The sequence below is a fragment of the Kitasatospora sp. NPDC058184 genome, from assembly GCF_042883725.1.
In the GTDB taxonomy this organism is placed as follows: domain Bacteria; phylum Actinomycetota; class Actinomycetes; order Streptomycetales; family Streptomycetaceae; genus Kitasatospora.
Genome location: NZ_JBHVVE010000032.1, coordinates 66,400 through 91,507 on the forward strand (window position 1 = coordinate 66,400; position 25,108 = coordinate 91,507).

General features: G+C 73.6%; 21 protein-coding genes. 14 read left to right on the forward strand and 7 right to left on the reverse strand.

Translation table 11 applies throughout. From position 1 onward, the window contains the following. Positions 1-39 precede the first annotated feature (39 nt). From ACFVXH_RS37590 to ACFVXH_RS37605, 4 genes are read right to left on the reverse strand one after another with little or no spacing between them, the layout of a single operon-like run. Positions 40-465 (reverse strand): nuclear transport factor 2 family protein, encoded by a 426-nt coding sequence (locus ACFVXH_RS37590; RefSeq protein ID WP_387830642.1) that lies wholly within the window; start codon positions 463-465, stop codon positions 40-42. Positions 466-498: 33 nt separating this feature from the next. Continuing rightward, the gene (locus tag ACFVXH_RS37595; protein ID WP_387830644.1) at positions 499-3,657 is read right to left on the reverse strand and encodes an amino acid adenylation domain-containing protein; all 3,159 of its coding nucleotides are present in this window, start codon (positions 3,655-3,657) and stop codon (positions 499-501) included. Next, positions 3,654-7,745 carry an amino acid adenylation domain-containing protein gene (locus ACFVXH_RS37600; RefSeq protein ID WP_387830646.1) on the reverse strand — a complete coding sequence of 1,364 codons (4,092 nt, stop codon included), beginning with the start codon at positions 7,743-7,745 and terminating at the stop codon, positions 3,654-3,656. The genes ACFVXH_RS37595 and ACFVXH_RS37600 overlap by 4 nt, the downstream gene beginning before the upstream one ends. Continuing rightward, positions 7,742-9,445 carry a condensation domain-containing protein gene (locus ACFVXH_RS37605; protein ID WP_387830648.1) on the reverse strand — a complete coding sequence of 568 codons (1,704 nt, stop codon included), beginning with the start codon at positions 9,443-9,445 and terminating at the stop codon, positions 7,742-7,744. Before ACFVXH_RS37605 ends, ACFVXH_RS37600 begins: the two co-directional genes overlap by 4 nt. A gap of 436 nt (positions 9,446-9,881) precedes the next feature. Between ACFVXH_RS37605 and ACFVXH_RS37610 the strand changes: the two genes are divergently transcribed. The 10 genes from ACFVXH_RS37610 to ACFVXH_RS37655 are packed head-to-tail and all read left to right on the forward strand — an operon-like array spanning position 9,882 to position 17,851. Next, entirely contained in the window at positions 9,882-11,387 is a 1,506-nt protein-coding gene (locus tag ACFVXH_RS37610) for an AMP-binding protein (protein ID WP_387830650.1), read from the forward strand. Next, positions 11,384-11,647 carry a phosphopantetheine-binding protein gene (locus ACFVXH_RS37615; protein ID WP_074005830.1) on the forward strand — a complete coding sequence of 88 codons (264 nt, stop codon included), beginning with the start codon at positions 11,384-11,386 and terminating at the stop codon, positions 11,645-11,647. Before ACFVXH_RS37610 ends, ACFVXH_RS37615 begins: the two co-directional genes overlap by 4 nt. A gap of 2 nt (positions 11,648-11,649) precedes the next feature. Then, a complete protein-coding gene (locus ACFVXH_RS37620; RefSeq protein WP_387830652.1) occupies positions 11,650-12,672 on the forward strand; it encodes an anthranilate phosphoribosyltransferase in 1,023 nt (340 codons plus the stop codon). Next, positions 12,669-13,487, forward strand: coding sequence for a tryptophan synthase subunit alpha (trpA, locus tag ACFVXH_RS37625; protein WP_387830654.1), 819 nt, complete (start codon positions 12,669-12,671; stop codon positions 13,485-13,487). Before ACFVXH_RS37620 ends, trpA begins: the two co-directional genes overlap by 4 nt. Further along, on the forward strand, positions 13,484-13,858 hold the full coding sequence (locus ACFVXH_RS37630; protein WP_049650325.1) for an ectoine synthase: 375 nt from the start codon (positions 13,484-13,486) through the stop codon (positions 13,856-13,858). Before trpA ends, ACFVXH_RS37630 begins: the two co-directional genes overlap by 4 nt. Before the next feature lie 13 nt (positions 13,859-13,871). After that, positions 13,872-15,011, forward strand: a complete 1,140-nt coding sequence (locus tag ACFVXH_RS37635) for an acyl-CoA dehydrogenase family protein (protein WP_049650324.1) — start codon at positions 13,872-13,874, stop codon at positions 15,009-15,011. A 6-nt stretch (positions 15,012-15,017) separates the two neighbouring features. Next, positions 15,018-15,710: an N-(5'-phosphoribosyl)anthranilate isomerase gene (locus tag ACFVXH_RS37640; RefSeq protein ID WP_387830655.1), complete on the forward strand. Its 693-nt coding sequence runs from the start codon at positions 15,018-15,020 to the stop codon at positions 15,708-15,710. Continuing rightward, positions 15,707-16,453 carry an indole-3-glycerol-phosphate synthase gene (locus ACFVXH_RS37645; protein ID WP_387830656.1) on the forward strand — a complete coding sequence of 249 codons (747 nt, stop codon included), beginning with the start codon at positions 15,707-15,709 and terminating at the stop codon, positions 16,451-16,453. The genes ACFVXH_RS37640 and ACFVXH_RS37645 overlap by 4 nt, the downstream gene beginning before the upstream one ends. Before the next feature lie 4 nt (positions 16,454-16,457). Beyond that, a complete protein-coding gene (locus ACFVXH_RS37650; protein ID WP_049650321.1) occupies positions 16,458-16,676 on the forward strand; it encodes an MbtH family NRPS accessory protein in 219 nt (72 codons plus the stop codon). Then, a complete protein-coding gene (locus tag ACFVXH_RS37655) occupies positions 16,673-17,851 on the forward strand; it encodes a Glu/Leu/Phe/Val dehydrogenase dimerization domain-containing protein (protein ID WP_074005824.1) in 1,179 nt (392 codons plus the stop codon). The genes ACFVXH_RS37650 and ACFVXH_RS37655 overlap by 4 nt, the downstream gene beginning before the upstream one ends. A gap of 64 nt (positions 17,852-17,915) precedes the next feature. On the opposite strand, the gene ACFVXH_RS37660 is transcribed toward ACFVXH_RS37655, so the two are convergent. The 3 genes from ACFVXH_RS37660 to ACFVXH_RS37670 are packed head-to-tail and all read right to left on the reverse strand — an operon-like array spanning position 17,916 to position 21,032. Continuing rightward, complete coding sequence (locus ACFVXH_RS37660) at positions 17,916-18,764, reverse strand: carbohydrate ABC transporter permease (protein WP_074005823.1); 849 nt, start codon at positions 18,762-18,764, stop codon at positions 17,916-17,918. Next, positions 18,761-19,741: a carbohydrate ABC transporter permease gene (locus ACFVXH_RS37665; protein WP_380741049.1), complete on the reverse strand. Its 981-nt coding sequence runs from the start codon at positions 19,739-19,741 to the stop codon at positions 18,761-18,763. The genes ACFVXH_RS37660 and ACFVXH_RS37665 overlap by 4 nt, the downstream gene beginning before the upstream one ends. Before the next feature lie 31 nt (positions 19,742-19,772). After that, positions 19,773-21,032 carry an extracellular solute-binding protein gene (locus ACFVXH_RS37670; protein ID WP_074005821.1) on the reverse strand — a complete coding sequence of 420 codons (1,260 nt, stop codon included), beginning with the start codon at positions 21,030-21,032 and terminating at the stop codon, positions 19,773-19,775. A gap of 298 nt (positions 21,033-21,330) precedes the next feature. On the opposite strand from ACFVXH_RS37670, the gene ACFVXH_RS37675 reads away from it, so the two are divergent. From ACFVXH_RS37675 to ACFVXH_RS37690, 4 genes are read left to right on the forward strand one after another with little or no spacing between them, the layout of a single operon-like run. Further along, positions 21,331-22,203, forward strand: coding sequence for an SIS domain-containing protein (locus tag ACFVXH_RS37675; RefSeq protein WP_049650316.1), 873 nt, complete (start codon positions 21,331-21,333; stop codon positions 22,201-22,203). Beyond that, positions 22,200-23,114 carry an ROK family protein gene (locus tag ACFVXH_RS37680; RefSeq protein WP_375874694.1) on the forward strand — a complete coding sequence of 305 codons (915 nt, stop codon included), beginning with the start codon at positions 22,200-22,202 and terminating at the stop codon, positions 23,112-23,114. Before ACFVXH_RS37675 ends, ACFVXH_RS37680 begins: the two co-directional genes overlap by 4 nt. Beyond that, entirely contained in the window at positions 23,111-24,052 is a 942-nt protein-coding gene (locus ACFVXH_RS37685) for a 1-phosphofructokinase family hexose kinase (protein WP_387830660.1), read from the forward strand. Before ACFVXH_RS37680 ends, ACFVXH_RS37685 begins: the two co-directional genes overlap by 4 nt. Next, positions 24,043-24,891: a ketose-bisphosphate aldolase gene (locus ACFVXH_RS37690; protein ID WP_380741045.1), complete on the forward strand. Its 849-nt coding sequence runs from the start codon at positions 24,043-24,045 to the stop codon at positions 24,889-24,891. The genes ACFVXH_RS37685 and ACFVXH_RS37690 overlap by 10 nt, the downstream gene beginning before the upstream one ends. The last annotated feature ends 217 nt before the right edge of the window (positions 24,892-25,108 follow it).

Below are 25,108 nucleotides of genomic sequence, written 5' to 3' on the forward strand. Positions count from 1 at the left end.
CGCCGCCGGTGCCGCTGTGGCTGTGGTTGTGGCTGTGCCTCAGACCGCCGGCACGTGGAAGAAGGTGTCGCGCGCGGCGATGCGGCCCTGCGGCGTCATCCGGAAGAAGTCCGCGAACCGCAGCTCGACCTCGCCGCCGTCGTGCAGCACGCCGCGGAACAGGCCGTGCACCGCCACCTCGTCGCCGGTGGTGACCACGGTGGCCAGGGTGTGGGTGCCGGAGCGGATCACCCGCTGGTCGCGGTAGAAGCGTTCCAGTTCGGCGTGCCCGACCATGGGCGGGTACCCGGGGCGGTGGTAGCGGGCGTCGGGGGTGAACAGGGCGACCAGCGCGGGAACGTCGCCGGCGTCGACCAGCCGGTAGTACCGGCGGACCTGGGACTCCGCCGGCGCTACGGCGGTCGGTGCTTCCGGTGTCGCGGGCGGTGCCGGGGTGTCGTCGGGCTGGGAGGGGGTGTGGACCATGCCGAAGTGCTTCCTGTGATCGCCCTCAGGGGCTCAGGGTCGGGTACGGGGTGAGAGGACCGGTACGGCCGCGGCGTCCGGGGCCTCCTCCAGGGCTTCGACCAGGCGCGCCGGGGTGGGCGCCTGGAACAGGGCGCCGAGTGTGAGGTCCCGGCCGAACCGCACCCGCACCCGGTTGACCAGCCGGGTCGCGAGCAGGGAGTTGCCGCCGAGCGCGAAGAAGCCGTCGTCGACGCCCACCTCGGGGCGGCCGAGCACCTCGGCGAACAGCGCGCACATCGTCCGCTCCGCCGGGGTGCGCGGCCCGGGCCCGGACGGTGCCGGCTCGGGGTCGGGGACGGGCAGCGCGGCCCGGTCGATCTTCCCCCTGGGCGTCAGGGGGAAGGCGTCGAGCACGACGATCGCCGAGGGCACCATGTAGTCCGGCAGGGCCGCGGCGGCGTGCTCCCGTACCGAGGCCGGCTCGAGCGCCGGGTCGGGCCCCGGGGCCCCGGCCGGGACGACGTAGCCGATCAGACGCCGGCCGGAGGAGGCACCCGGGCCGGCGACCACGGTCGCCTGGGCGACGGCGGGGTGCCCGGCCAGGACCGCCTCGATCTCGCCGAGTTCGATGCGGAAGCCGTGGAGCTTGACCTGTTCGTCCGCGCGGCCGAGGAACTCCAGCTCCCCCTCGGCGTTCCAGCGGACCACGTCGCCCGTGCGGTACATCCGCTCGCCCGGTTCGCCGAACGGGCACGGCACGAACTGGGCGGCCGTCCGGCGGGGGTCGTTCAGGTACCCGCGCGCCACGCCCGCGCCGGCGACGTACAGCACGCCGGCCACCCCCGGCGGCACCGGGGACAGCGCCTCGTCCAGGACGTACACCCGCCGGTTGTCCACCGGCCGGCCGAGGGGGACGACGTCGGGCACGGCGTGGCCGGGGCGGAGCACCCGGCGGGTGGTGAAGGTGGTGGCCTCGGTCGGGCCGTACCCGGCGACCACCACGGAGTCCGGGCAGCGGTCCAGGACGCGCCGCACCGCGTCGGCCGGCACGATGTCGCCGCCGGTCCACACCTGGCCGACCCCGGCCAGCGTGCCCGGGGACTCCTCGGCGAACACCCGGAACAGCCCGGCCGTCAGCCAGAGCGCGCCGACCCGGTGGTCGACGATCTGCCGGTGGAGGTCCGCGAGCGCCAGCTCCCCGGGCGGGGCCACGACCACCCGGCCGCCGTTGAGCAGCGGCACCCACCACTCGTAGGTCGAGGCGTCGAAGGCGTGCGGGGAGTGCGCGAGGACGCGCGGGCCGTCCCCGTCGCACCAACAGCCTTGCGCGGTCAGGCTGATGACGTTGCGGTGGCTCAGGGCCACGCCCTTCGGCGTGCCCGTGGAGCCCGAGGTGTACAGGACGCACGCCAGGTGGTCCGGGCGCAGCGGCACGACGGGGTCGGTGGCCGGCTGGTCGGCGAGGCCGGGGTCGGCGTCGACGACGACCCCGGGGGTGCCGAGGGACGGCGCATGCTCCCGGGTGGCCCCGTGGGTGAGCAGCACCGCCGCCCCGGTGTCGTCCAGGACGCGGCGCAGGCGGGCCGCCGGGGCCCGGGTGTCCAGCGGTACGTAGGCGCCGCCGGCCTTGCCGACCGCCAGGACCGCCACCACCACGTCGACGGAGCGTTCCATGAGCACGGCCACCGTGCTGTCGCAGCGGACGCCGAGGGCGATGAGCCGGTGGGCCAGCCGGTTGGCCCGGGCGTTCAACTCGGCGTAGGACAGGGTGGTTTCGCCGCACACCACGGCGGGTGCCTCGGGCCTGCGCGCGACCTCGGCCGCGAAGGCCGACGGCACCGTCGGGTGCGGCAGGGGCCGCGTGGTGCGGTTGACGGAGACGACGGTCCGGTGCCGTTCCTCGGGGGTGAGGAGGTCGGGCCGGCCGATCGGCCGGTCCGGGTCGGCGGCCACCACGTCCAGGAAGCGGCGGAACCGCTGCTGGTGGGCGGTGAGTTCGGCCTCGGTGTAGAGCGCGGGGTTGGCGTCGAGGTCGAGCCGGGGCTCGGTGCCGTCGGAGCGGTCGTAGACGGAGAAGGAGAGGTCCTCGACCGGCCCGTTGGACAGGTTGTGCACGGTGGCCCGGACGCCCGCGAAGTCCAGGTGGTAGTAGAAGGACATGATGTTGACGACGGGCCCGAACAGGACCCGCTCCGAGCGGGCCGGGTCCAGTTCCCTGCGCAGGTCCTCGCTGCGGTGGCGCTGGTGCCCGCGCTGGGCGGCGACCTCCTCGGCCACCTGTCGCGCGAGCGCGGACAGGCTCTGCTCGGGGTGGACGCGCAGCCGCAGCGGCACCACGTTCGCCACCATGCCGGGCACGGCCGGCGCGGCGGAGCCGGTGCGCCCGGTCACCGGCATGCTGAGCACGATGTCCCGTTCGCCGCTGAGGCGGTGGAGGTACGCGGCGACCGCGGCGGTGAAGGCGGTGGGCCAGCTCGCCCCGGCGGGTCGCGCGGCCCGCCGCAGCGCGGCCAGGGTGGGCGCGTCGAGACTGCCGGTACGGCGCAGGAAGCCGTCCGAGGCGGGCGCCGAGCGGCTGGCGAGGCTGACCGGGTCCGGTCGTCCGGCCAGCCGGGCCGCCCAGAACTCCCGGTCCCGCTCGGGCTGTTCGGAGGCGTGGTAGGCGGCGTCGTGCGCCAGCAGGGCGCTCAGCGGCCCGAAGGCCGGCCCTGCCCCGGCCCGGCCCCCGACCAGTCCGGTGTAGGTCTTGGCGACGCGGCGGGCGATGAGCGACATGCTGAAGCCGTCGACCACGATGTGGTGGACGCGCTGGTACCAGAGGAAGCGGTCCGGCGCGACGGCGAACAGGGCCTGGCGGAACAGCGGGTCCCGGGTGAGCCCGAGCGGGGTGGACAGGTCGGCGCGCATCCAGCGCTCGGCCTCCCCCAGCGGGTCCGGTGCCGAGGTGAGGTCGACGTGGTGAATCGTCCAGTCGGGCAATGGGGTGACGACCTGCCGGGGGCCGTCGGCGCCGTCGGTGAGGCGGACGCGCAGGGACTCGGTCTCGTCCACCACGCGCCGTACGGCCGTCTCGAACAGCTCCGGGTCGATCGGCCCGGGGATGTCCACGTACTCGCCGGTGTTGTAGGCGGGGCTGCCGGGGCGCAGGTGGTGGGCGAACCAGATGCCGGACTGCGCCGACGACAGCGGCAGCTCCTTCTCGTCGCTCATCCGAGCTCCTCCAGGACGGCCGACAGCGCGTCGGCGAAGGGGGCGACGTGCGGCGGCGACAGCATGTCGTGGTGGTTGCCGGGGACCTCGACGACGCTCAACGACCCCCGGGTACGGTCCCGCCACCGGGCGGGGACCACGACCGGGCCGCCGAGTTCGGGGTGGGTCTCGGCGCTGGTGAACAGGTGGATCGGTGTCCGCAGCCGTGCCGTCGACCGGTAGCGCCGGGCGGCGGCGCCGTTGGCGGTGAACACCCGTGCCATGCGCCGCAGTTGTTCGGTGCGCACCCCCTCGGGAAGGTGCTCGCGGCCGTCCGCGTCGTGGAGCAGCAGGGCGAGGGCGGCCTCCTCGTCGAGCTCGTGGAGATCCCCGTCCGCCCCGGTGGCGGTTCCACCGGTGGACGCGGGCGCTCCGACGTCGATGATCCCGAGGAACCCCGGGGGGTTCCCCTGCTCCTCCAGCAGGCGGGCCAGCTCGAAGGCGACCAGCCCGCCGAAGGACCAGCCGGCCAGCAGGTACGGGCCGTCGGGCAGGACGGACCGCAGCTCCCGCAGGTAGCGCCGCGCCTGCTCCTCGACGGTGGTCAGGGGCGGCTCGTCGGTGTTGTAGCCGACGGCCTCCAGGCCGTAGACGGGCCGGGCGGCGTCAACCGGGGATTCGGCGAGCTGTCCGGCCAGGTGGAGGAAGGAGCACACGTCGCCGCTCTGCGGGTGCACCAGGATCAGCGGCGGCCGGCGGCGGTCCCCCTCGGCCAGCGGAACGACCAGCCGGCGCAGGGCCCGCGCCGCGTTGGGCAGTTCCGCGCACAGCCCCTCGACGGTGGGGTGGCGGAACACCGTGTTCAGCGGCACGGTCACCCCCCACTCCCGCCGGACGGCCTCCACCAGCTCGACCGCCCTCAGGGAGTGCCCGCCCAGCGCGAAGAAGTCGTCCCGGACGCCTACCCGCGGGGTGCCCAGCACGCGCTCCCAGATCCTGGTCATCAGGAGTTCCGGCAGGTCCCGTGGCGGGAGCGCACCGGCCCCGTGGTCGTGGCGGGCGGGCTCGGGCAGGGCCGCGCGGTCCACCTTGCCGTTGGTGGTCAGGGGGATCCGGTCGAGCGCGGTCAGCGTCGTGGGCACCATGAACTCGGGCAGGGTCTCGCGCAGGGCGCGCCGCAGGGCCGCCAGGTCACCCGGTCGGTCCTGCCACACCAGGTAGCCGGCCAGTTCGGCGTCCGTCCCGCCGCCGCGCACCGTCACCGCGGCCCTGGCGACACCGGGCTGCGCGCACAGCGCGGCCTCGATCTCGCCCAGCTCGATGCGGTACCCGCGGATCTTCACCTGCTCGTCGGTGCGGCCGAGGAAGACCAGGCTGCCGTCCGGCAGGTACCGCGCCAGGTCGCCGGTCCGGTACAGCCGACCGCCGGCCGCGCCGAACGGGTCGGGCACGAAGCGCTCGGCGGTCAGCCCCGGCCGGTTGGCGTACCCGCGGGTGACGCCGACCCCGCCGATGTGGATCTCCCCCGGGACGCCGACGGGCACCGGGGCGCCGGCCGGGTCCAGCAGGTAGATCCGGAGGTTGCCGAGCGGCCGGCCGATCGGCACGGACCCGCCCGGCCGGGCCAGGTCCCGGTCGGCGTCCACCCGCCGGGTGACGCAGCCGACGGACGCCTCGGTGGGACCGTAGCCGTTCCAGAGCGTGGAGACCCGGTCGAGGAGCCGCCGGGCCAGGGCGGGCTGGAGCGGTTCACCCACGCAGATCGCCTGGAACCGGCCGCCCGGCCAGCCGCCGTCCAGCAGCAGGAGCCAGGTGGCCGGGGTGGCCATGAGCGTGGTCACGCCGAACTCGCGCATCATCTCCGTCAGGCGCGGGCCGTCGACCGCGACCTCCGACGGGGCGATCACCACGCTCGCGCCCCAGGCCAGCGGCATGAGCACCTGGGGGACGATGACGTCGAAGGAGATCGAGGCCACCGAGGCGACGACGTCGGACCCGTCGAGGTCCAGCTGGCGGCCGCGGACCACCAGGTAGTTGACCACGCCCTCGTGCGGGACCAGCACGGCCTTGGGGCGGCCGGTCGAACCGGAGGTGTAGATCGAGTACGCCAGGTCGGCGGGCGTCGCGAGCGGCGGCAGCCGGTCCTCGGACAGGGCCGCGACGAGCGGGGCCTCGGCGTCCAGCCACACCGTCTCGGCGCCGTGTTCCGGCAGCCGGTCGGCCAGGGAGCGCCGGGTGAGCAGCAGCGGCACGTCGGCGTCGGCGAGCATGAACGACATCCGCTGGGCCGGGAGGTCCGGGTCCAGCGGCAGGTAGGCGGCGCCCGACTTGAGGACGGCCAGCAGGGCCACGACCAGCTCCGCCGAGCGCGGCAGGCAGACGCCGACCAGGCGTTCCGGCCGGGCTCCCCGGGCTCGCAGGTGCCGGGCCAACTGATTGGCCCGGCCGTCGAGTTCCCGGTAGGTCAGTCGCTCGCTTCCGCAGCGGACCGCCACCGCGTCGGGGGTCAGCCGGGCCCGCTCCTCCACCAGCTCGTGCACGCAGCGGTCGGCGGGGAAGGGTTCGTCGGTGGCGTTGGCGGCCACCAGCAGCGCCTCGCGCTCGGCCTCGGTGAGCAGGTCCAGGCGGGAGACGGGACGGTCGGGGTCGTCGGCCGCGGCGTCCAGCAGCCGGAGGTAGTGGCCGACCAGGCGCTCCACGCTCGCGCGGTCGAACAGCGCGGTGTCGAAGGCCACGGTGCCGGTCGTGCCGGTCGTCCCGCTCGTGCCGGCCGTACCGTCCGGGCCGCCCGGCCGGTCGGCGATCACCAGGCTGAGGTCGACCTTGGCCGTGCCGTTGTCGACCTCCAGCTGTTCGACCTCCGCCCCGGCCAGCCGGAGCGAGGCGGTCGGGTCGGACAGGCCGGCGACCATCACCTGGAACAGCGGGTTGCGGTCGAGGCCGCGGGCCGGCCGCAGTTCCTGCACCAGCCGCTCGAACGGCACGTCCTGGTGCGCGTAGGCGTCCAGGGCGGTCCGGCGGACCCGGTCGAGCAGCTCGGCGAAGCCCGGGTCGTCCGCGAGGTCGGTGCGCAGGACCACGGTGTTGATGAACGAGCCCACCAGCGGGTCGAGTTCCGGCCGGGTGCGGCCCGCGACCGGCGTGCCGACCGCCACGTCGGACTGCCCGCTGTAGCGGGCGAGCAGGGCCTGGAACCCGGCCAGCAGGGTCATGAACATCGTCGCGCCGTGCCGCCGGCCCAGCAGCCGCAGCCGCTCGGCCAGTTCCTCGGGCACCGTGAAGGTGATCCGCTCGCCCCGGCCCGCGCGGACCGGTCCGCGCGGACGGTCGGTGGGCAGGTCCAGCGGCGACAGCCCGGACAACTGTGCGCTCCAGTAGTCCAGTTGGCTCTGCAGGCGGTCGCCGGAGAGCCGGGCCCGCTGCCAGTGGGCGAAGTCCGCGTACTGGATCCGCAAGGGCGGCAGCTCGTGCTCGCGGCCTTCCAGCCGACTCCGGTACATCGCCGACAGGTCGTCCCACAGCAGCGGCATCGACCAGCCGTCGACCGCGATGTGGTGGACGACCACCACCAGGAGGTGCTCGTCCTCGTCGACCCGCAGCAGCGACGCGCGCAGCAGCGGGGCGGCGGCCAGGTCGAAGGGGCGCAGGATCTCGGAGTGGACGAGGGCGAGGGCGAGTTCCGTCCGGCGTTCCGCGGGCTCGGTCCGCAGGTCCGTGACGGGCAGGTCGACCGGCCGGGCCGGCTCCACCGAGGGGACGGGGCGGCCGTCCTCCTCGGGGAAGGCGGTGCGCAGGACTTCGTGGCGCCGCACCAGCTCGGTGAGGCCGTGGCCGAGGGCGGCCAGGTCCAGCGGGCCGCGCAGCCGGAAGACCTCGTGGACGTTGTACAGCGCGGGGCCGTCGGACAGCCGCTCGATCAGCCACATGCGTTCCTGGGTGAACGACGGCACCCGCGCACCCTCCGGGCGGGGCGGGACCGCGGCCTCCGGCTCGCCCTCGGCGGCCCTGGCCCGGGCCGCGCGGACGCGTTGGTCGAGCAGGGCGCGTAGGCCGGCCCGCGTGGAAGCGGTCGGCTGGCCGGACTCGGGGCGACTATGCTGTGCCTTCACGGGTGACGGGCCTTTCCGGCGGGGAGCGGTTCCGCCTCGGCTTCGCCGAGGTCCGCCAGCAGCGCCGCGTCGATGCCGTCGGCGAGTTCGGCGACGGTCGGGTGGTAGAAGAGCAGGACGACCGGCAGTTCGAGGTCGAGCGCCCGGCCGAGTCGGGACATGACCTTCGAGGCGAGCAGCGAATGGCCGCCCAGTTCGAAGAAGTCGCTGTGCACGCCGTCCGGGGTGACTCCGAGCACCTCGGCCCAGGTCTCCAGCACCAGGAGCTCGGTCTCGGTCTCGGCGGCGCCGGCCTGGGAGGCGTCGGGCCGCATGGCCGCGGGGTGCACGGTGGGAGCAGAGGCGCCCACGTGGAGGCCGGGCGGGGTCTGCCAGGCCGAGATCGGCCGTTCGGGAGCGCCGACGAGATGGTCGAGCAGCGCTGTGAAGCCCTCGGCGAGCCGGCGCACCGTGTCGCGCTCGAAGAGGTCGGCGGCGTAGCGGATGACGCCGGTGAGGCGGTCGCCGAGGTCCGTCAGGGAGACCTCGATGTCGAACTTGGCGACGTCATTGGGTATCTGATGGCTGCTCACTTTCAGCCCAGGGAGGCCGGACGGGAGCGCGGGCGGATCCTCCAGCTGGAACATGACGGTGACCAGCGGGTGCTGGCCGAGGTCGCGCTCGGGCCGCAGCTCCTGCACCAGCCGCTCGAACGGCACGTCCTGGTGGGCGTAGGCCTCCACCGCGCACCGCCGCACCCGGGCGAGCACGTCGGTGAAGCCGGGGTCGCCGGACAGATCGGTGCGCAGGACGAGGGTGTTGACGAAGAAGCCGACCAGCGGCTCCACCTCGATCCGGGTCCGCCCGGAGATCGGGGTGCCCACCGTCACATCGGCCTGTCCCGTGCAGCGCGCGAGCAGGACCTGGAAGGCGGCCAGCAGCGTCATGAACGGCGTCACCTCGTGGGTGCGCCCCAGTGCGCGGATCCGGTCGGCGAGTTCCGCCGGGATCTCGATCTCGACCTGGTCGCCCCGGCCGGACCACGCCGCGGGGCGCTCCCGGTCCGTCGGGAGCACCGACGGGACAAGATCGGCCAAGTGCTCTCGCCAGTAGTCGAGTTGTCCTTGCAGCGCGGTTCCGGCCAGGTGGTTCCGCTGCCAGTGCGCGAAGTCGGCGTACTGGACGGGCAGGTCCGGCAGGGCGATCGGCCGGCCGTCGACGGCGGCGCCGTACCCGGCGGAGAACTCCTGCCACAGCACCGGCAGCGACCAGCCGTCGCAGGCGATGTGATGGATCACCAGGACCAGCAGGTGGTCGTCGGGGGCGACGCGGATCAGTCGGGCCCGCAGCATCGGGGCGGCGCCGAGGTCGAAGGGGGCCGCCAGGTCGGCGGCCACCAGCTCCCGGGCCCGCTGCCAGGCCTGTTCCGCCGGGGTGTGCGCCAGGTCGGTGATCGTCGGCACGAAGGTCCCGACCGGCTCCGTGACGTGGCACGGGCCGTCCTCGGAGTCGACGATCCTGCCGCGCAACACCTCGTGGCGCCGCACGACGTCGGTCAGCGCCCGGACGAGCGCCTCCTGGTCCAGCCGGCCACGCAGGCGGACCGCGGTCGGGACGTTGTGGTCCGGCAGGCCCGGCCGCAACCGGTCGAGGAACCACAGCCGTTGCTGGGCGAAGGACAACTGGGTCGGAGCGTGCGCGCTCCGATCGGAGCCAGGCATGACGGATCCACCTTTCACGGCGATCGGGAGCGCTAAAGCACCCCGGAAATCCCCTCGCCGATTCGCTTCTTCGCGAACAGTACGGCGGATACTAGGCAGCTCCCGTCTCACTCCGCAAGACAGAGAAGGGGGTCGAAGGCATCAGGACAATCTTTACGCCAGACCCCGCTAATCCTTATGTAGATTGAACACGCTCGACGGCTAGCATCCGCGCGCCCGACCGCTACACCCTCCCTGACGTGCCGTCATGGTGCAGATCGAGCACACCACTTCCGTGGACGAGCGCCACGTGATAATTCTTCTTTCGCCGGGAAGGCGGCCGGACGGGCCCCTTTCGTGTCGGCCCTTCATTGTTCCGAAAAAGATCGGTGAACCCGTTGCATGAACTCATCCGTTGTCCATAGAGCCCACCCCGTTGCATGAACTCGGAGAAGTCATGATGCAGCAGCCAAGCCTGGTGGGTTCATTCGTCTCGCACGCCACCGACCACCCCGGTGATCCGGCCCTGGTGTGGCACGGGGAGGAGACGACCTACCGCGAACTCCACCGGGCGGCGGAGCGGGAGCGCCTGCGGATCGCCCGGCTCGCCCCGGACGGCGACGAGCCGATCGGCATCCCGGCCGCCAAGTCGCCCTCGACGATCGCCCTGGTGCTCGCCTGCCTGCTGGAAGGGCGGCGCTTCCTGCTGCTGCCGGCGCCCGTACCGGAGGGCGGGACCGCCCCCGCGCCGGCCGAGCGGGCCGGCATCCGGCACGTCCTCTCGCCGGAGGACCCCGGTCCGGACGCCGGGGAGCGGTCGGCCGAACCGAAGCCGCCGCGCGCCACGGAACCCGCCGACGTCTCCTTCATGTTCACCACCTCCGGTTCCACCGGGCGGCCGAAGATCGTGCCGCTGAGCACGGGCGCGGTGGACCGCTTCACCACCTGGGCCGGCGAGCGGTTCGGCATCCGTCGGGGAACGACGGTCCTCAACTACGCGCCGCTCACCTTCGACCTGTGCCTGCTGGACATCTGGGCCACGCTCAAGCACGGCGGCCGCGTCGTCCTGGTCGATCCGGCCCGGGCCACCCAGCCGGGCCACCTGCTGGACCTGCTCTCCCGCCACGAGGTCCAACTCGTGCAGGCGGTACCGATGTTCTACCAACTGCTGGTGGACGCGACCGCGCAGAGCGGCCGCCGGCTCGACACCGTCGAGCACGTCGTCTTCACCGGCGACAGCCTGCCCGCCCGCTGTCTGGCCGAACTTCCGCGCCTGTTCCCCGGCGCGCGGCTCCACAACGTCTACGGCTGCACCGAGACCAACGACAGCTTCCTGCACGAGGTCGACGGCACCGAGCCGCCGGACGGCCCGGTGCCGATCGGGCGCCCGCTGCCCGGAGTCCACGCGGTGATTGTCGGCGCCGACGGCGCGATCGTCACCGGGCCGGGCACCGGCGAACTCCACGTCGCGACGCCCTTCCAGACCGACGGCTACCTGGACCGGGCCCAGGACGCCGACAGGTTCGCGACCCACCACCACGACGGGGAGACCCGGCGCTACTTCCGCAGCGGCGACCTCGTCCGGCGCGACGAGGACGGCCGCGTCACCCTGGAAGGCCGCAACGACCACCAGGTCAAGGTCCGCGGCACCCGGGTCAACACCCACGAGGTCGAACAGGTGCTGCTCGACCACCACGAGGTCGTCGAGGCGGCCGTGGTGGCCGTACCCGACCCGGTGGCCGGCCGCCTGCTGCGCGCCGTGGTCCGCCGCGCCCCGGACAGCCGGCTGAACTCGCTGGCGCTGCGCCGGCACTGCGCGCAGCGCCTCCCGCTCACCGCCGTCCCCTCGACCCTGCGGATCGTGGACGACCCGCTGCCCAGGACGTCCACCGGAAAGATCGACCGCGCGCCCGTCGAGCGCGCCTGCTCCCCCTCCCAGCCCACCGAAGGAACGGCCACGTGAACCACGCCGCGGTAGTCACCCAGTTCATCATCGAGGAGTTCCTGCCCGACGTCGGCCCGAACGAGCTGGACGCCGACTACGACCTCGTGGACGGCGGGGTCATCGACAGCCTCGGCCTGCTCAAGACGATCGCCTGGCTGGAGGACCGCTTCGACGTGCGCGTCGAGGAGTTCGACCTCGACCCGGACAGCTTCCGCTCCGTCGGCTCGATCAGCAGGTTCATCGACCAGGCCCAGCCGCAGCGGACGGACGCCCTCTAGTCATGCACGAGGTGCTGCGAGCGCTGATCCGCCGGGACCGCGCCGTCGACCAGGAGCTGTGGGGGTCCTTCTGGGACCAGCTGCGGGACGGCGCCCTGCGGCCCGGCGAGACGGTGGCGCTGCTGTCCTCGCTGTCCACCCGGATGCCCGACCGGGACACGCTGGTCGCCATGCTCCGCTCGCTGGACGAGCGACGGCCGGCCGTCACCGCGCGGCTGGACGGCACGGCCAACATCGTCGGCACCGGAGGCGGGCCGGCCACGTTCAACATCTCCACCGCGGCGGCCTTCCTCGCCGCGGCCCTGGGCGTCCACGTCGTCAAGACGGGCTCCCGCGCCTACACGGGCACCTGCGGCTCCCACGACCTGCTCGACCGCCTCGGCATCGGACGGACCACCTCGTACGAGCGGACCGAGGAGCGGCTGGAACGCTTCGGCATCGCCTTCCCGGGGAACTTCGTCTACCCGCGGGAGGTGGCGCTGCTGGCCCGGAGCATCGTGCCGATGGACCTGCGGATGATCGGCGGGTTCATCAACTCCGTCGGGCCCTTCCTGGCCGCGGTGCCGGTCTCCGCCCAGCTCGTCGGCGTCTCGGACCGTTCACTGCTGCCGGCGCTGGGCCGGGTCGCCGCCACCGTCACCGACCGGAGGATCTGGCTCTGCTCCAACGAGCTGGGCATCGACGAGCTCGTCGGCTCCGTCGACAACCTCCTCCTCCCCAATGACGGCACCGACCCGATCCACCTGCCGGCCGAGGCTCCCACGAGCGCGACCGACACGATCGCCGAACTGCGGCCCGCCACAGGAGGCGAGGACGTGGTCGAGCACTTCCTCGGCGTGCTCTCCGGAACGGGGACGGCGCTCGCCACCCGGACGGTCTGCCTGAACGCCGCCGCACTGGCCGTCGCGAGCGGGCTGATCGACGGGTGGCCGGAGGCGGTCCGGGCGGCCGAGGACGCCCTGCACGGCGGCGCCGCCCGCGACCTCGTCGACCGCCTCCGCACCCGACCGGCGCGTGCGCGGTGAGCGGGTTCTTCGCCCGCCGGCCACCGGACCGGCCCGGCCTCGCCGTGTTCCTCAACGCCGGGGACCCCCCGCTGCCCGTCCTGGCCGACGTGATGCGGATGCTCGACGACTGCCGGGTGGACTGCCTGGAGCTGGCGGTGCCCTTTCCGAACTCGGTCACCGACGGGCCCGTCATCCGCCGCTCGGCGCAGCGGGCCCTGGCCGACGGCGTCGGACTCGACGAGGTGCTCGACTTCCTCGCCGGGGTCCTGCCCGGGCTGCGCCACCTGCGGGTGGCCCTGCTGGCCGACTGGAGCCACACGGTCAGGGCCCCGACCGTACCCGGCTTCGTCCGGCGGGTCGCCGACGCGGGCGTCCACGGGCTGCTGGTCCACGGCCTGCCGCCGCGGCTGCGGGCCGGGTGCCTCGACGCGGTGCGGGCGGCCGGGCTGCCCCTGGTCGCCACCTGCTACGCCGCGTCGTCGCCCGAGGTGCGGGCCGCGGCCGCCGAGTGCGCCACCGCGTACCTGTACCTGGTGGCCCACTACGGCCGCAGCGGCGGCGGGCTCACCGCCGACCACCGGGAGCTGGCCGCCGCGCTGGCCGCGCTGCGGCCGAGGACCGCCGCACCGATCGCCGTCGGGTTCGGCGTCCGCTCCCGGGCGGACATCGACCTGCTGCACGGCCTCGGCGCCGACGCCGCGGTCGTGGGCAGCGCCGGGGTCGCCCGGATCGAGCACGCCCTCGCCGAAGGGGCCGACGTGGTCGAGGAGTTCCACACCTTCATCCAGACCGTTTCGCCGTACTCACCAAGCCGCCAGGAGGCACACCGATGATCGTCCGACACCTTGCCGACGTGAAGACCGTGGACTGGGGCAACGGGCTCAGCCGCAGGTTCCTGCTCGAGTCCGACGGCCTCGGCTACACGATGACGGACACCACCGTCCGGGCCGGCACCAAGTCGCGGCTGGAGTACCGCCGCCACCTGGAGGCCTGCTACTGCATCGAGGGGAAGGGCGAGGTCGTGGACACCGACGGCACCTCCCACCCGCTGGAGCCGGGCACGCTGTACGCGCTCGACCGCAACGACGCCCACTTCCTGATCGCGAGCCCGGAGGAGGACCTCCGCCTGGTGTGCGTGTTCTCGCCCGCGTTGCGCGGCGACGAGCGCCACAACCTGGACTCGGCCGACTTCTCCGAGTACTGACAGGGACGGACAGATGATCAGGTGGAACGCCGACCAGCTCGCCCTGGGCGAGGGGATCGCCCAGTGGTGCGAGGAGCTCAGCTCCGGCCATCTCGAAGGGGACGCCGAAGGCGCCTTCCCGTGGGACAAGTGGAAGCTGATCCAGAGGTCCGGGATCCTCGGCCTGCCGTTCGACGAGCAGTGGGGCGGGCTGGGCCAGGACCTGCTCACCACCATGCACGTGCTCGAACGGCTCGGCACCGGGTGCCGTGACGGCGGACTGAACTTCTCGGTCGCCACCCACCTGGTCGGCGTCGGGGTCCCGCTGCAACGGTTCGGCTCGCCGGAGCTCAAGGCGCGCCACCTGCCGGGGATCTGCTCGGGAGAGACGATCGGCGCGCACGCGATCAGCGAGACCGAGAGCGGCTCCGACGCGCTGGCGATGAGGACCACGGCCACCCGCGAGGGCGACGACTTCGTCCTGCGGGGCGGCAAGTCCTTCATCACCAACGGCCCGGTGGCCGACGTGTTCGTGGTGTACGCGCGCACCCACCCGAGCAGCGGCCCGCTCAGCATCACCGCCTTCGTCGTGGAGCGGGACACCCCGGGGCTCGTCATCGGGCCGCCCGTCGCCACCATGGGGCTGCGGACCGCGCCGCTGAGCGAACTGCACTTCGACGACTGCCGGATCCCCGCGTCCGCCGTGATCGGCCGGGTCGGCTCCGGGTTCCTGGTCCTGGACCACGTGATGAAGTGGGAGATCCTCTGCTCCTTCGTCATCAGCACCGGGCAGATGCGCCACCGGCTCGACCGCTGCGTCGAGTACGCCAAGGAACGCGTCCAGTTCGGCAGTCCGATCGGCTCGTACCAGTCGATCTCCCACAAGCTCGTGGAGATGAGCATCGGCCTGGACACCGCGCGGAAGTGGCTCTACGACACGGCCGTCCGGCTGACGCAGGGCGAGAACGTCACGCGGGACATCGCCGTCAGCAAGCTCCTCGCCAGCGAGAGCAACCTCTCCTCCGCCCTGGCCGCCGTGCAGATCTTCGGCGGCAGCGGCTACCTGGCCGAGTACGGGCTGGAGAAGGACCTGCGCGACGCGGTCGCCGGCCCGATCTACTCGGGCACGTCGGAGATCCAGCGCAACCGCGTCGCCGCCATGTTGGGGCTGTGACGCCCGATGCTGCTCAAGATCTGCGGAGCCGCCTCGGCCGAGGACGTGGCCTCGCTCGACCGGGCCGGAGCCGACCTCGTCGGCCTGTGGCACGGCGTCCCGCGAGGTCATGCGAACCTGACGCTCAGTCAACTGACCGCGCTCGCCGACGCCGTACGCCTGACGGCACGACTGCGCCCGGTCCTCGTGACCTTCCTCAACGACGCCGAGGCGCTGCGCGCGGCGACGGCCGCGGCCCGGGTGCCGTGGGTCCAACTCCACGGCTACCAGCCGCCGGGACTGGTCCGCGCCCTGAAGGGCAGCACGGACCTCATCGTGGTCAAGGTGCTGCACCTCGGTGCGGACACCCGCGCGGAGCGGTCCCTGATCCCGGCGTACGAGCGGGCGGGAACGGACCTCTTCCTGCTGGACGCGGTGGCCGGGGACGGCCGGATCGGCAGCACCGGGCAACCGGCCGACTGCGCGGCCGTCCTCGGGATCGCGGACCGCCTCTCGCGCCCCTTCCTGCTGGCCGGCGGCCTCTCGGCCGACAACCGGGAGGCCTACCGGGCGGTGCTGGACCACCCCCTCTTCCTGGGCATCGACGTGGACACCGCGGCCAGGGACCCCGACGGACGGCTGAGCACCGAGCGGGTCACGGCCGTACGGCGCGGCTGGCGGGTGCCGGACGGCGCCGGGGCGGCCGGGAGGCCCGGATGACGGCCGCGTTCATCGAGGCGCTGCTGGACGCCCGCCGACCGGTGATCATGGAGCTCAAGCGCCAGGACGCCACCGGAACCGACCTGTTCGGCGACAGGTCGGCCGCCCGGCTGGTCGCCGACTACCAGGAGGTCGGCGCCCCCTGCCTGTCCGTGGTGACCGGGCGATGGTTCGGCGGCACCCCGGAACTGCTGCGCGAGGTCGTGGCGGCGACGGACCTGCCCGTACTGCAGAAGGACTTCATCACCCGCCGGAGCCAACTGCACCAGGCCCGCGAGAGCGGCGCGGCCGCGGTCCTGCTCACCGCCGCGCTGCTGCCGCGCGCCACCCTGGGCCACCTGGTCGAACTCGGCCTGAGCCTGGGCCTGACGCCGTTCGTCGAGGTCGTCACCGAGGAGGAGATCAGCCGTGTGCCACGCGCCGAGGAGTGCGTGATCGCGGTGAACAACAAGGACATCGGCGACCGCGAACGCGGCGCCGGCGACCTCGGGCGGAGCTCGGCGCTCCTGCCCGCGGTGCTGGGCAGCGGCACCCGGTGCCCGGTGAGCGCCGGGGCCGTCCGCTCCCCCGAGGACGCGGCCCGCCTGCTCCAGGAGGGCTTCGCCGGTGTGCTCATCGGGACGGGCCTCCTGCGCGCCCCCAGCCTGCCGGCCTGGCTGGACGGCCTCGACGCCCGCCGTGGCACCCGCGCCGACCCTCGCCACGAACCGGCTCCACCCCCAACCATCGACATCCGGAGGTAACGGCATGACCAGCGAAGCACCCGAGCAGTGGAAGGTCGTCGTCAACGACGAGGAGCAGTACTCGATCTGGTCCGCCGACCGCGAGACCCCGGCGGGCTGGCACGAGGACGGCGTACGGGGCGCGAAGGACGACTGCCTCGCGCACATCGAACGCGTCTGGACCGACATGCGCCCCCGCAGCCTGCGCCTGCGGTCCGTCCCGGAGGAGGGTGGTGCGCAGTGAGCCGGACGCTCGCGCCGCACGGTGCGCGCCCCGCGACCGGGCCCGTGCTCTCCACCACCCTGAACCTCCCGGAGTGCCGGGCCCGGGGCTGGGTCGTCGTCGACTCCATGGTCGACGGCCTGGCCATGGGCGGCACCAGGATGACTCCGACGGTGACCGAGCGGGAGCTGGCCGGGCTCGCCCGGGCGATGACCCACAAGCTGGCGCTGGTCGGCCTGCCCATCGGCGGCGCCAAGGCCGGCATCGCCCCCGATCCCGGCGCCGCTGTCGAACGGCGGGCGGTGATGCGGGAGTTCGGCCGCGCCGCGGCCCCGCTGCTGCACGGCGGGGTGTACCTGGGCTGCGACCAGGGCACCACCTACGCCGACCGGCGGCAGGCCTTCGAGGCCGCCGGGTACGACGTCACCCGCCGCCCCGGCACCACCCGCCTCACCGTCGGCTGGGCCGAACTGTGGGACCACATGGCCGACATCACCGGGTTCGGCGTGGCCGTCGCGGTGCTCGGCGCCCTGCGCGCCTCCGGTGCGCGGACCCCGCAGCGCGTCGCGATCCAGGGCTTCGGCACCGTCGGGCGCGCGGTGGCCGACCACCTGGCCGCCCACGGCCACCTGGTGGTGGCGGTGGCCGACGTCCTGGGCACCGTCGAGGACCAGCGCGGACTGCCCGTCGCCGAACTCACCGCGCTCACCAGCAGCGACGGCACGATCGACCGGAGCCGGCTGCCCGCCCGGGTCACGGTCCACGGGCCTGGGCAGGCCTGGCTGCACGTCGACGCCGACGTGCTGGTGCTGGCGGCCTCCCCCGCCGCGGTCGACGAGGAGGCGGTGCCGGCGGTCCGGGCCCGCCTGGTGGTCGAGGGCGGAAACCTGAGCTGCACCGAACCGGCCCGCCGGCTGCTGCGCGAGGCCGGCCACACCGTCCTGCCGGACGTGGTGGTCAACGTCGGCGGGGCGGCGGCGACCGGGTGCGTGCTCACCGGGCTGGCCCCGTCCGACCTGCCGCTCCCCAAGCTGTCCGGGTGGCTGCGCGACTGGGTCGCCGGCCGGGTCGCCAGGAACTGCGAGCTGGTGCAGGAGCTGAGCGCCTCGGGCAGCGCCGACCCGGTCGCCCAGCTCCTCGGCTCGCGCGCGACCCCGCCCGGCGCCACCGGATCGGAGGTCCCGGCCGACCGGTGACCGGGCCGGCGGACGCGCCGCCCCGCGGAACGCGGCCTCGCGGCGGGGCGGCGCGGCGCGCCGGCTACTTGACCGAGCCTGCGGTGAGCCCGGAGACGACGTGGCGCTCGATCACCGCGAACAGCACGACGACCGGCACGATGGCCACCAGCGAGGCGGCGAACACGTAGTTCCACTGCACGCTGTAGGCGCCGATCATGTTGTTGATGCCGACCGTGAGCGGCTGCCGGTCGGGCGAGTTGGTGAGGGTCAGGCCCATGATGAACTCGTTCCAGGCCGAGATGAACGTGAAGATCACGGCGGTGACCACGCCGGGCAGCGCCAGCGGCAGGGTGACACGGAACAGCGCGCCCATGCGCCCATTGCCGTCGATCATCGCGGCCTCCTCCAGCTCCCTGGGGATGGAGCCGATGTAGGCGCTCAGGATCCAGATCGCGAAGGCCAGGTTGAAGGCGGCGTTGGCGAGCACCAGGACGATCGGGGTGTCCAGCAGGTCCAGTGCGAAGAACTCCCGGTAGAGGCCGACCTGAAGGGCGGTGGGCTGGAACATCTGGGTGACCAGCACCAGCAGCAGGAAGGCCCTGCGGCCGCGGAAGCGCACCCGGGCGGTGTAGTACGCGGCGGGCAGGGCGACCAGCAGCACCAGCAGCGTCGAGCCTCCGGCCACCAGCAGGGTGGTCCGCAGGTTCTGGCCGAGCGTGGTGTCCGTCCAGACCCTGGTGAAGGCGGAGAAGTCGAAGTGCGTCGGCAGGTAGGAGTTGTCCCGCAGCTGGCCGGCCGGGCGTCCGCCGGTGATCAGCATCTCGACGTACGGGAGCACGAAGAGCGCGGCGAGCGCCCAGGCCAGCGCGGTGAGCAGGACGGTCCGTGCGCGCGGGCGGTGCTTCGCCGGCGGCGACTGCGGGGTGGTCATCGGCCCTCCTCCCCGTTCCAGCGGCTGACCTTGAGGAAGACGGCCACCATGAGGACCACGACGACGAAGTTGACCACGGACATCGCGGCGGACTCGGCGACGTCGTAGCCGCGCAGCATGTACATGAACACGGTGGTGGTGGCGGTGTCGGCGTTCGGGCCGCCCTGGGTCATGCCCCAGATGACCGGGAAGGAGTTGAAGACGTTGATCAGGTTGATCACCAGGCCGACCAGGAAGGCCGGGCGCAGCAGCGGCAGGGTGACCTTGCGGTAGGTCTGCCAGGGCGTGGCGCCGTCGACCCTGGCGGCCTCGTGGACCTCCTCGGGGATGGTCTGCAGGCCGGCCAGCAGGGTGTAGGTGGTGAACGGCAGTGAGACGAAGACGGCGACGAGCACCAGCCAGGGCTTCGCGTGGGCGGCGTCGCCGAGCCAGGCCTGGGAGCGGTCGATCAGGCCGAGGTCGAGCAGCAGCCGGTTGAACACGCCGGCGACCTGGTCGAGCATCCAGCGGAAGCCGATCGCGGTCATCAGTACGGAGGCGGCCCAGGGCGCGACGAGCGCCCAGCGGGTGACGCGACGGCCGGGGAAGTTCCGGTTGAACAACTGCGCCAGCGCGAGCGAGATCAGCATGGTCAGGCCGACGACGACGACCGTCCAGACGACGGTCCAGGTCAGCACTCCGGCCAGGCGGGGGTCTCCGAAGAGCTTGCGGTACTTGACCAGGCCGGCCGGGCCGTGGTCGGTGCCGGTGGTGTCGATCTTCCGCAGTGAGGTGGCGACCATCTCGACGACCGGCCACACGACCACGCCGAGGATGAGCACGATGGCCGGGGCCAGCCACGGCAGTGGCCCGAGCCGTTCGAACAGGGCACGGCGCCCGGGTGCGGGGCCCGGGCCCGGGGCCGACGGACGCTTCGGCGGCGCGGCCGGCCGGGCGGGTTCGCCGGGCCGGGCGTCTGTGCTGCTGGGGGATGACACGGTGTCGGGATTCCTTGTTCGCTCGTCCGGGTCACTCACCGGCCTGCTGCGCGGCCTTCTGGAGCGCGTCGAGGGTCTTCTTCGGGTCGCTGACCGCGCTGCCGATCTGCGTCTTGATCTGCGCGGAGACCGCCGGCCAGGTCGGGTCGCTGAGGGGGTAGAACGTGGCGGTGGGCAGGATCTGCAGGAACGGTGCCAGGGCCTGCTCGTCCGGGTCGGCCTGGAGCGCGGTGAGCGCGGACCGGGTGACCGGCAGCAGGCTGTACTCCTTGTCGAACCTCACCGCGTTGTCCCGGCCGTAGGCGAAGTCGAGGAAGGCCTTGATCTGTTCCTTGTGGCCGCCCTTCCTGAAGGCCATCATCCAGTCGGCGACGCCGAGGGTGGCCTTTCCGGTGCCGTCCTTGCTGGGCATCGCGGTCCAGGTGACGTCCATGCCCTTGAGGTCGTTCAGCTGGGTGGGGATGCCGTTGAGCATGCCGACCTTGCCGGAGGCGAAGTCCTTGGCCAGGTCGGTGCGGTTGACGGAGGCCGGGCTCTGCTCGGTCAGGCCGGCGTCCACCCAGCTCTTGAGCTGCCCGAAGGTGTCGACGTTGGCCTGCGAGTTGATGCTGTACCGGCCCTTGGCGTCCTGGTAGCCGCCGTGGTTCTCCAGCATCCAGATGAACGACTCGCCCTGCGCCTCCTCCTTGCCCAGCGGCACGCCGAGCGGGATCTCCACGCCGGCGTTCTTCAGCGCGGTGGCGGCGGTGGTGAGGTCGGCCCAGGTCCTGGGCGGGGCGGCCGGGTCGAGGCCGGCCTTCCTGAAGAGCTCGTTGTTGAACAGGAACATCCGGGCGCTGGAGATGAACGGGATGCCGTACCGGGTGCCGTCCTGCTCGCCGGCCTGCGCCATCGCGGGGAGTAGGTCCGCCGCGGTGCTGCCGGAGAGGACCTCCTGAGCCGGGTAGAGCTGGCCGTTCTTGGCGAAGTCCGCGTAGCCGCCGGTCTGCAGGACGTCCGGCTGGTTGCCGTTCTGCACCATCGTCTTGACCTGGGTGTCGATGTCGTTCCAGTTGATGACCTGGAGGTCGACCTTGATCTCGGGGTTCTGCTGCTCGAAGGCCGAGATCACGCCCTGCCAGTACGCCTGACTCGGGTTCTGGCCGTTGGAACCGTAGTCGGCGGCGACGAACCTGATCGTCGTCACCCCGTCGGCGGAGGTCGAACCGGAGGCCGAGCCCTTGCCGCATCCGGACAGTGCGAGCGTTCCGGCCAGGGTGGCCGCGGACAGGGCGAAAAGGCGCCGCTTCATCTCTGGTACCGCCTTTGCGAGTGGGGGCCGACCCCGCGGTGGCCCGGGTGGGGGATGGTGCGACCTGCACGAAGCTGCGCTGCATGACCACTGTTTGCTCAACATCGAGCAGATACGCCGAACTGAGTTTGCCTCGCCGGGCGGGTGCCGCAAGGCACTCGGTGGATCAGTATTGCTCACAGATGACGCGTTGGGCTATGAATAGAGCAGTTTCAAGCAGATGCTTGCAGCAGAAAGCGGCGCTCGGTGCGGACCTGTCCCCGAGCGCGCCGCCCGTGCCCCCAGCGAGGAGAGCCAGATGAGTCACGTCGAACGGGAGATCGCCAGCCAACCGGAGTGCTGGCGCAGGGCACTGGAACTGGAGCCCGCAGGACTGCCCGAGCACGGCGAACGGGTGGCCGTGATCGGCTGCGGCACCTCGCTCTACATCGCGCAGGCGTACGCGGGCCTCCGCGAGGGTGCCGGCCTCGGTGAGACCGACGCCTTCGCGGCCTCCGAGTTCCCGGCGGCCCGGGCCTACGACCGCGTCGTCGCCATCACCCGCTCGGGAACCACGACCGAGGTGCTCGCCGCGCTGCAGCGCTGCGGCGGGACGCCGACCGTCGCGCTCACCGGCGACCTCGCCACCCCGATCGGCACGGCCGCCGGCACCGTGGTCGACCTGGAGTTCGCCGACGAGAAGTCGGTGGTGCAGACCCGCTTCGCCACCACCGCGCTGGCGCTGCTGCGCGGCCGCCTCGGGCTCGCCCCCGCCGACCTGGCCGCCCACGCCGAGCGGGCGCTGGCCGCCCCGCTGCCCGAACGGTCCACCGAGGCGGGCCAGTTCACCTTCCTCGGGACCGGCTGGACGGTCGGCTTGGCCCACGAGGCGGCCCTCAAGCTGCGCGAGGCCTCCGGGTCGTGGACCGAGTCCTACCCGGCCATGGAGTACCGGCACGGCCCGATCAGCGTCACCGGCCGCGGCAGCGTGGTGTGGTTCTTCGGCGAGCCGCCGACCGGGCTGGTCGACCAGGTCGAGCCGACCGGCGCCGTGCTGTCGGTGAGCGCGCTGGACCCGATGGCCGACCTGATCCGCGCCCAGCGGCTCGCCGTCGAACTGGCCAAGGGCCGCGGCCTGGACCCCGACCAGCCGCGCAACCTCACCCGCTCCATCGTGCTCACCCGGCCGTGACCGCGACGGCGATCGCCCTCGACGTCGGCGGAACCCACATCAAGGGCGCGGCGGTGGCCGCGGACGGCCGCCTCCGCCACACCGAGCGCTGGTTCACCCGCGCCGAACGCGGGCCGGAGGCCGTCCTCCAGACCGTCCTCGACCGCGCCGCCGAACTCGCCGGGCGCTTCCGCCCGGCCGCCGCGGGGATCGCCGTGCCCGGCATCGTCGACGAGGCGGCCGGCACCGCGGTGCTGGCCGCCAACCTCGGCTGGCGGGACCTGCCCGTCCGGCAGCTGCTGTCCGAACACCTGGGCATCCCGGTCGCGTTCGGGCACGACGTGCGGGCCGGGGGCATCGCCGAGGCCAGGGCCGGCGCCGGCCGCGGCAGCCGCGACTTCCTCTTCGTACCCGTCGGCACCGGGATCGCCGCCGCGCTGATGGTCGACGGGCGGCCGCTCACCGGCAGCCACACCCGGGCCGGCGAGCTGGGCCACCTGGTGGTGCGTCCCGGCGGCGAGCCGTGCGCCTGCGGCCGTCGCGGTTGCGTGGAGACCCTCGCCTCGGCGGCCGCCGTCGCCCGCCGCTACACCGCCGCCACCGGGGAGGCGGGCGTCACCGCCGAGCAGGTCGGCAGGCGCGCCGCGACCGGGGACCGCACGGCCGCCACCGTCTGGCGGGAGGCCGTCGACGCGCTCGCCGACGGCCTGGCGAGCGCGATCACACTGCTCGACCCCGAGCGGATCGTGATCGGCGGCGGCCTCGCCCGGGCGGGCGAGCCGTACTTCGCGCCACTGCGGACGGCACTGACGGCGCGGCTCTCCTTCCAGACGATGCCGGAGCTCCTGCCCGCCGAACTCGGCCACGAGGCGGGCTGTTTCGGTGCCGGACTGCTCGCGCGGGACCTTCTGGGCGAGGGGGCGGCGGCGTGATCCTCACCGTCACCCTGAACGCCGCCCTGGACATCACCCACCACCTGGACCGGATGCGCCCGCACGGCAGCAACCGGGTCCGGGCGGTGGCCCAGCGCGCGGGCGGCAAGGGCGTCAACGTCGCCCGGATCCTGCACGCCCTCGGCCACCCGACCGTGGTCACCGGCCTGACCGGCGGCCTCACCGGCCGGGCGATCCGCGCCGAACTGGCGTCCGCCGGCCTGGCCGACCGCATGCTGGCGATCGCGGGCGAGTCGCGGCGGACGGTGGCCGTGGTCGAGGAGGACGCCGGGGACACCACGATCCTGCTCGAACCCGGCCCGGTGGTGGGCGTCGGGGAATGGGCGCGGTTCCTCGACCACCTCGACACCCTGCTGCCGCACGCCGCGGCGGCGGTCCTCTCCGGCAGCCTGCCGCGCGGCGTGCCCGAGGACGCCTACGCCCACCTGCTCCGGCTCGCGCACGCGCACGGCGTCCCGGCGGTGCTCGACGCCGACGGGACGGCGCTGAGCACGGCGTTGGCGGCCGGACCGGCCCTGGTCAAGCCGAACGCGGAGGAACTCGCCGCCGCCACCGGCCTGGCCGATCCGGTGGCCGCCGCCCGCAGGCTGCGGGCCGCGGGCGCCGGTGCGGTGGTCGCCTCGCTCGGCGCCGACGGCCTCGTCGCCGTCACCCCGCACGGCGGTTGGCGCGCCCGCTCGCCCGAGCGCCTGGCCGGCAACCCCACCGGCGCGGGCGACGCCGCGGTCGCCGCGCTCACCCTCGGCCTGGTCGGCGGTGAGCCCTGGCCCGACCGGCTGGCCGAGGCCGTGGCACTGTCCGCGGCCGCCGTCGCCGCACCGCTGGCCGGCGACTTCGACCCCGCCCTCCACCACGCCCTGCGGTCCCGCGTGGACGTCCACCCCTTCGCCACCGAGGAGTCCGACCCATGCCCCTGAGCGGAACCGGCCCGATCGCCGCCGCCGCGGCCGAAGCCGCGTGCGGTGTCGGCGCCTTCAACGTCATCCAGCTGGAGCACGCCCAGGCGATCGTCGCCGGGGCCGAGGCCGCCGGTGCGCCGGTGATCCTGCAGATCAGCGAGAACGCCGTGCGCTACCACGGCGCCCTCGGGCCGATCGGCGCCGCCACGCTGGCCGTCGCCCGGGCCGCGCGGGTGCCGGTCGCGGTCCACCTGGACCACGCCACCTCCGTGGAACTCGTCGGCCAAGCCGTTGAGTTGGGCTTCACCTCGGTGATGTTCGACGCTTCGGCGCTGTCGTACGGGGAGAACGTGCGGGCCACCGCCGAGGTGGTGCGGCGGTGCCACGCCGCGGGCGTCTGGGTGGAGGCCGAACTGGGCGAGGTCGGCGGCAAGGACGGCGTCCACGCCCCGGGGGTGCGCACCGATCCGGCCGAGGCCGCGGCGTTCGTCGCCGCCGCCGGCGTGGACGCGCTCGCGGTGGCCGTCGGCACCTCGCACGCGATGCCCACCCGCGACGCGGCGCTGGACTTCGAGCTCATCGGACGGTTGCGCCGGGCGGTGCCGGTCCCGCTCGTCCTGCACGGCTCCTCGGGTGTGGCGGACGGGGACCTCACCGCGGCCGTGGAAGCCGGCATGACGAAGGTCAACATCGCCACCCACCTCAACCGGGTGTTCAGCACCGCCGTCCGCCGGGCCCTGGCCGACGACGCGCGGCTGGTCGACACCCGCCGCTACCTCGGGCCGGCCCGCGCGGCCGTCGCCGCCGAGGTCACCCGGCTGCTCGGCGTCCTCAAGGCGACGGCACCGGCGGCCTGAGCCACCACCACCGCCCGCGGCCCGACCGGGACCACCACGACACACCACGGCCGCCCGTCCCCGCGTGGGGGAGGGCGGCCGTCGGCGTCGCTCAGGCGGGCTCGACGGTGGAGAACCTCTCACCGCCGACGATCCACCGGCCGCGGCGCATCACCGCGACCAGGTCGTAGCCCTCCGAGTCGACCACGACCAGGTCGGCGAGCTTGCCGGTCTCCAG

Excerpts from the sequence above, each read along its gene's own strand:
- ACFVXH_RS37675 (WP_049650316.1), top strand. The coding sequence starts at position 21,331 with ATGAGTCACGTCGAACGGGAGATCGCCAGCCAACCGGAGTGCTGGCGC.
- ACFVXH_RS37610 (WP_387830650.1), top strand. The coding sequence starts at position 9,882 with ATGATGCAGCAGCCAAGCCTGGTGGGTTCATTCGTCTCGCACGCCACC.
- ACFVXH_RS37630 (WP_049650325.1), top strand. The coding sequence starts at position 13,484 with ATGATCGTCCGACACCTTGCCGACGTGAAGACCGTGGACTGGGGCAAC.
- ACFVXH_RS37690 (WP_380741045.1), top strand. The coding sequence starts at position 24,043 with ATGCCCCTGAGCGGAACCGGCCCGATCGCCGCCGCCGCGGCCGAAGCC.
- ACFVXH_RS37650 (WP_049650321.1), top strand. The coding sequence starts at position 16,458 with ATGACCAGCGAAGCACCCGAGCAGTGGAAGGTCGTCGTCAACGACGAG.
- ACFVXH_RS37620 (WP_387830652.1), top strand. The coding sequence starts at position 11,650 with ATGCACGAGGTGCTGCGAGCGCTGATCCGCCGGGACCGCGCCGTCGAC.
- ACFVXH_RS37605 (WP_387830648.1), bottom strand. The coding sequence starts at position 9,445 with ATGCCTGGCTCCGATCGGAGCGCGCACGCTCCGACCCAGTTGTCCTTC.
- ACFVXH_RS37660 (WP_074005823.1), bottom strand. The coding sequence starts at position 18,764 with ATGACCACCCCGCAGTCGCCGCCGGCGAAGCACCGCCCGCGCGCACGG.
- ACFVXH_RS37645 (WP_387830656.1), top strand. The coding sequence starts at position 15,707 with ATGACGGCCGCGTTCATCGAGGCGCTGCTGGACGCCCGCCGACCGGTG.
- ACFVXH_RS37590 (WP_387830642.1), bottom strand. The coding sequence starts at position 465 with ATGGTCCACACCCCCTCCCAGCCCGACGACACCCCGGCACCGCCCGCG.
- ACFVXH_RS37635 (WP_049650324.1), top strand. The coding sequence starts at position 13,872 with ATGATCAGGTGGAACGCCGACCAGCTCGCCCTGGGCGAGGGGATCGCC.
- ACFVXH_RS37640 (WP_387830655.1), top strand. The coding sequence starts at position 15,018 with ATGCTGCTCAAGATCTGCGGAGCCGCCTCGGCCGAGGACGTGGCCTCG.
- ACFVXH_RS37670 (WP_074005821.1), bottom strand. The coding sequence starts at position 21,032 with ATGAAGCGGCGCCTTTTCGCCCTGTCCGCGGCCACCCTGGCCGGAACG.
- ACFVXH_RS37595 (WP_387830644.1), bottom strand. The coding sequence starts at position 3,657 with ATGAGCGACGAGAAGGAGCTGCCGCTGTCGTCGGCGCAGTCCGGCATC.